This window comes from Mycobacterium sp. (assembly GCF_050701515.1).
Lineage (GTDB): Bacteria > Actinomycetota > Actinomycetes > Mycobacteriales > Mycobacteriaceae > Mycobacterium.
Genome location: NZ_JBOGDB010000150.1, coordinates 1 through 5,502 on the forward strand (window position 1 = coordinate 1; position 5,502 = coordinate 5,502).

General features: G+C 71.0%; 3 protein-coding genes and 3 pseudogenes. 2 read left to right on the top strand and 4 right to left on the bottom strand.

The genetic code is table 11. The features are described 5' to 3' along the window. Window positions 1–2,508 (bottom strand): ATP-binding protein (locus tag ACRDU5_RS12860; RefSeq protein ID WP_526614934.1); only part of this gene is annotated, 2,508 nt, incomplete at its 3' end. 380 nt (window positions 2,509–2,888) lie between these two features. On the opposite strand from ACRDU5_RS12860, the gene ACRDU5_RS12865 reads away from it, so the two are divergent. After that, window positions 2,889–3,143: a type II toxin-antitoxin system Phd/YefM family antitoxin gene (locus tag ACRDU5_RS12865; protein WP_526614935.1), complete on the top strand. Its 255-nt coding sequence runs from the start codon at window positions 2,889–2,891 to the stop codon at window positions 3,141–3,143. After that, the gene (locus tag ACRDU5_RS12870; RefSeq protein ID WP_526614936.1) at window positions 3,136–3,549 is read left to right on the top strand and encodes a type II toxin-antitoxin system VapC family toxin; all 414 of its coding nucleotides are present in this window, start codon (window positions 3,136–3,138) and stop codon (window positions 3,547–3,549) included. The genes ACRDU5_RS12865 and ACRDU5_RS12870 overlap by 8 nt, the downstream gene beginning before the upstream one ends. A gap of 97 nt (window positions 3,550–3,646) precedes the next feature. On the opposite strand, the pseudogene ACRDU5_RS12875 reads toward ACRDU5_RS12870, so the two are convergent. The 3 pseudogenes from ACRDU5_RS12875 to ACRDU5_RS12885 all read right to left on the bottom strand — a co-directional run. Next, a pseudogene (locus ACRDU5_RS12875) lies at window positions 3,647–3,957 on the bottom strand (type II toxin-antitoxin system PemK/MazF family toxin). Next, window positions 3,944–4,015 (bottom strand): annotated as a pseudogene (locus ACRDU5_RS12880) (antitoxin); the annotation flags it as partial. The pseudogenes ACRDU5_RS12875 and ACRDU5_RS12880, both read right to left, overlap by 14 nt. A 157-nt stretch (window positions 4,016–4,172) precedes the next feature. Further along, a pseudogene (locus tag ACRDU5_RS12885) lies at window positions 4,173–5,486 on the bottom strand (FAD-dependent monooxygenase); the annotation flags it as partial. Window positions 5,487–5,502: the final 16 nt, after the last annotated feature.

Here is a 5,502-nt window from a genome sequence, read left to right on the forward strand (position 1 = left end):
CGCCAGACGCAGCGCGGCGCGCAACGGCCGTCGCGCGTCGCTCGGCCGCCCATTGCGGCGAAGAGACGCGCCCAGCGCGCAGAGTGCGCGGGCCTGCTCGAGGCGCGCCTCGGTTTCCGCCAGCACGTCGGCCGCGTCGGCGAGCGTGCCGGCGTCGTCGTCGACCTGTCCGGCAACGGTCAGGGCGATGCCGAGGTCGCGAGCGGAGCCGAACGTGCGAGCCCGCTCGACCTCGGCGGCCGCGCACTCGCGCGCCTCGTCCTCGCGGCCCAGGGCCAGCAGCGCGATCGCGGGCGAGGTCGGCCACGAGGGCAGCACCGGGTTGGTCCACGAGTATTCGACGTCGCGCCGGTGGGCCTCCATCCGGTCGGCCAGCGCGCGCTCGGGCTCGCCCTGCTCCAGGCGCAGCCGCGCGCGGGAGCGCTGCAGATAGTTCGTCGTCGCCGCGTCGGGAAGCGGACCGTCCAACCCGTAATCCTTGAGCACGGCCTCGGCGTCGCGCAGCCGGCCCTGCTCGATGAGCGCGATGACCAGCGACGCCGCGCCGGTATTGATGCCGAAGCGCATCCCGAGGCGCCTGGCTTCGAGTCCCGCCCGGGCGTCTTGCTCGGCCTCGGCGAGCCGGCCCATTCGCTGCAGTGCTTCGGCGCGGCAACACCGGCTCAGCGCCACGCCGAACACCGAGCAGCGCTCGCCGGCGGCGTCGATGGCGGCGGTGAAGGCGTCCGCGGCCGCGCCCAGATGGCCGCAGTTGGTGAGGATGGCCCCAGTCATCGCGAACGTCGGCGCTTCCGCGCCGATGAGGTCCAGCAGGGCACCTTCGCCCAGCGCGCGCTTGGCCAGCGCGGCCGCCTCGTCGGCGCTGCCGACCGCCAACTCGTCGAGAGCGCGCGCGGCAAGGGCGAGCCGATCGCCGCGGGTGCGCGGCGCGACGGGGACATCCCGGAAGCGGGCCGTGTGGTTGCGGGCAAGGCATGCTCCGTCCGGATTGGCGACCGTCACCAAGAGAAGCTCGGCCTCCAGCTCCAGCCCAAGCTCGCGCTCGCGATCGGGCAGCTCGGCGATCGCAGACAGCAAGCTCGCGGCGGCTTCGCCGCCCCGCTGCGCCACCAGCAGCACCTGACTGAGCCTGCGCGCGATATCCGCCCGCGCGACGGCGTCGCCGGTGCGCGCGAGCGCCTCGGTGAACGTGTCGATCGCCTCGCTGGTGTGCCCGTTGAGCGCATCGGCCTCGCCGAGCGCGACCAGAACTGCGGCGCGCAGCTCTGAGGGCGGCGGCTCGGCACAGGCGCGGCGCAGATAGGACACCGCAGTGTCCGGCGCGGCGTGTGCGAGTGCCCGTTCGGCGGCGCGCACGAGCCTGTCGGCCACCCAGCGATCCGCCGACGGGTCGCACTGCAGCAGGTGCGCGGCCACGGCGTCGGTGACCGACGGGCCCGCGGCGGCGGCGAGCAGCCGCGCCGCGCGGGCGTGCATCCGCTCGCGATCCGACGGCGCGATCTCCTGGTAGATCGTCGCGCGCACCAGCGGGTGGCGAAACTCCAGCGGCCTCTCGCGCGCGATGAGGTCGGCATCGCCGAGTAGGTCGGCGGCGCCGGCCACCGCACCGACATCCATCTCCACCAGCTCCGCCACCGCGCTTGTGTCCGCGTGGCCGCCGAGCACGGCCAGTCCCCTGGCCACGGTCGCGGCCTGGGCAGGCAGGGTCGACAGGCGCAGCAACACCAGTCTGGCGACCCCCTCGGGCGCCAGCCGCGCGAGCGCATCCGCGCTGAGGTCGCCGCCTGCGGGTGCGCCGGCAACGGTGAGCGCTCTGACGAGCTCCGAGACCAGCAGCGGGTTTCCCGCCGTGGCGTGGAGACAGGCCTCGACGAGATCGGGATCGGGCTCCCCCGCCAGGCCGGCGAGCAGCCGCCCGACCGCCCGCTGACTCAGCGCCGCCGGTCTCAGCAGCCGCGCGGTCGGGTCGGTGGCGAGGATCGCCAGCAGGTCGTGGTGGGCGCCGGGCTCACGCGGGCGGCAGGCCACCACAAGCGCGATCGGCAGGCCGTCGAGTCGGCCGGCCAGGTGGCACAGAAAGCGCAGGCTCCCGGCGTCGGCCCAGTGTGCGTCGTCGATGGCGACCAGCACTGGGCCCTCGGCGGCGATCTGAACCAGTGCGCCATGCAGCCCGTCGAGCACCGCGAGCGTCGCATCGCCCAGGGCCAGGTGCGAGTCCGCAGCAACCGACGGCGGATCCTCGTCTTCCGCGACTGCGGGTTCGAGCATCCGGCGCACCACACCGAAGGGATATTCACGCTCGAGCACCCCACCGCGCGCGGACAAAACCCGCAGCCCCGCCGCGCGTGCCCGTTGTTGCGCGGCGGCGAGCAGCACCGTCTTGCCGATCCCGGGTGCTCCCTCGATCACGGCCAGCGCGCCCTCACCGGCAGCCGCCGCCACGATCGTTTCGTCCAGCGCACTCAGCTCGACGTCGCGCTCCAGCAACCGATCGCCGTCTCGGTGCATCAGAGCTCTGACTGTACGGGACCAAATGTCGGTAGTCCTCCCGGATGCAGGGACTCTTACCACGTCGTTAGGTTTGCTGCAGCGTGCGGGCCCGGCCACCGAAGTGTGTCTTGTCCAGGTATCGGGACACATGTGTCATGGCTGGGATATGTCGCTCAGAGATGGGTTCATGCCGAGGCGTTTCTGATCAGGCAGAAGGGCATGACGATGGCCACCACCCATCAGCACCGGCTCAGCCCAGCAACATCCGGCAACCGTAAAGCGGCGGCGCGCCGCGGCCCGCGCAGCAAAGAAGTCACAACCCGTCTGCGCGACCGCGCTCCACCACGGTTGTGAGTCGGCAGTATGCCGTCACGTAGCACGCGTGCTACACTTCGGGTGTGACTAGAGAGATCACCCAACGTGAGTTCCGCAATAACAGCGGCGAAGTTATGCGCCAGCTTGACCGGGGCGAATCCTTCGTGGTGACCAGGAATGGCGTCCCGGTCGGCGAGCTTTCCCCCCTGCGTCATCGTCGGTTCGTCAGTGCCGACGTGGCTGTGGCCGCGTTCAAAGGCGCGCCGCGCGTAGAGTTCGACCGGTTGCGAGCGGACCTCGATCGGACCGCCAGCCAGCAGATCACGCCCCATGGTTGAGGCTGCGCGTGCGTCGCAAGGTCTCGTCGACACCTCGGTGGTGATCGACCTGGATCACATCGATGCCGGGCAACTCCCAAAGGAACTGGCGGTTAGCGCCCTCACCATGGCTGAGCTCGCGGCCGGTCCGCACGCGACGGGTGATGCCGTCGAGCGAGGGCGACGTCAAGATCGTCTACAACGAGCCGAGGCCACCTTCGACCCGCTGCCGTTCGACGGGAACTCTGCCCGTGCGTACGGACGCATCTACGCGGCGGTGGTCGCTACCGGGCGCAAGGCGCGCGGCCCCCGGGCCGTCGACCTGCTGATCGCGGCCACCGCCCTAGCCGCCAACTTGCCCCTCTATACGCGCAACACCGACGACTTCCGCGACATCGAGCAGCTCCTGACCATCATCGGCGTCTGACACAATCCCCGGCCAATTTCGACGGCAGCTGTTGGCGCCCAGCGACATCGAGCTTCCGCAGGCGCGCCCCGCAGCCGCGCGCCTGCAGAAGTGCGCGTCAGCAGCCAGCGCTTGCCCGAAGTGTGCGGCTGGCTTGGTGTAGGCGTGCTCGGGGACAAGCGGATGATCCGGCGTCGGAACGCGCCGCGTGGCAGCGTGTGAATGTTGTCGAAGTTGATGACGCAGTCGCTTGGCACTCCGTCGTCGTTGGCGGTCAATGCAAGCTCCGACACCAGTCCCCTGCGGGTGCGGGTCAGCGCCGCGACGACGACCGCGCCGATGCGGTCTGCGATCGGATCTCTGGTGAGGACGAGTACCGGCCGGTCACCGCCAGGGGGTTGCGGCGAACCAGAGTTCACCGCGCCGCATCGGCCCAGTCAGCCCAGTCCTCGGCGGGCCCCCAATCGGCGATCTGGGCGAGGGTCGACGCCGACGCGCGATGGGAGCGGTGAGGTGCTGTCATCGCTACCCGTAGCCGACGACGCAGCAGCCTCACTCGGCGACGTCGGTGATGGGTGTGCCGAGGGAGCGGTGAAGATGTCGTGCAGGTGCCGCGACAGCGCCTGCATGCCCGGCGGCTGGGCACGAAAACCGATGTAGCCGTCGGGACGAATGAGCACCAGGGCTTCACCGCGCGCGCCGTAGCGGGAGTGCAACGCCTGACTCGGGTCGAGGATCAGCGGACCGTCCCAGCCCAACCCGTCCGGCGCGCGATCGGCCGGCACGACCAGGTATGGTGCGACCGGCCCGACGTCCAGCTCGGCGACCCGGCGGGCGATCGCGGTCGCGGTGGCCAGCGTCTCTGGGTGCGGCTGCTCGCAGCCCAGGAAGCACAGCAGCACATGCTCGGCACCGGCGAGCACCTCGAACAGCCGGCGGGAACGCCCGTCGCTGAGACGGATCCCCGACACGTCCGGTGCCCGATCGCCGGCGTGCGGTCCGCGGGCAAAACTGGTCCAGGCCGCCAGCTGGCCACCATGGTCGCTCAGACCGGCGCGGGGCAAGGGCGCGCCGGACTCCTCACCGACGATCGGGCTACCGCGATAGCTCCACGTCGTCTGCGACTGGTCGCGAAACGCCCGGTCGGTGACGCTGTCAAAGTTGGCCAGCAAGGACAGCAGATGGTTGCGCAGTTCCTTGACCACCGGCTGGCGCAGGCTGGCCAACAGATGGTGCCGGTTGGAGACATTGAACAGGTTCTTCACCACCCCGCCGCGCTCGGCATCGTAGCTATCCAGCAGCCGCGGGGCCGCCGCACCGGCGAGCACCAGGGCGAGTTTCCAGCCCAGGTTGTGGGCGTCCTGAATCCCGGTGTTCATTCCCACCCCGCCGACCGGGCTGGACAGGTGCGCGGCATCGCCGGCCAGCACCAGCCGGCCCCGCACCCGCCGTGTCACCGCCCGCTGGTGCACCCGGTAGATGGTCGACCAGACCGGGTCGCTCAGCCGGCCCGCAATAGAGCAGTTGCGATCGAAGAAGTCCTGCAGCTCGGCCAACGTCGGCTGTTCGCCGTTGCGGCTCGCCGCGCCCGGCACGATCGGCAGCGGCCCACCGAGCTGCCACCGATCATGCGGCAACGGTTGGCACGTGATCTCGGTGAACCCGCCCACCCCGGACATGAACGCGTACTGCTCGTCGGCCGGCACGTCCCAGTCGATCCGGACGTCGCCAAGGATCCACTCCTCGGGGTACGTCTTACCCTCCAGCCTGGCGCCCATCGCCTCGCGCACCGTGCTGTGCGCCCCGTCGCAGCCAATGACCCAGCCGGCGCGGATGCGCTGGATGCCCCGCGGGCCGCGCACCGACGCGACGGCGCCGTCACCGTCGGCGTCGATCGATTCGACGCGCGACCCCCACTCGACACCGCCGCCCAGACTTGCGAGCCGCTCGCCGAGCAGCCGCTCGGTGTGGACC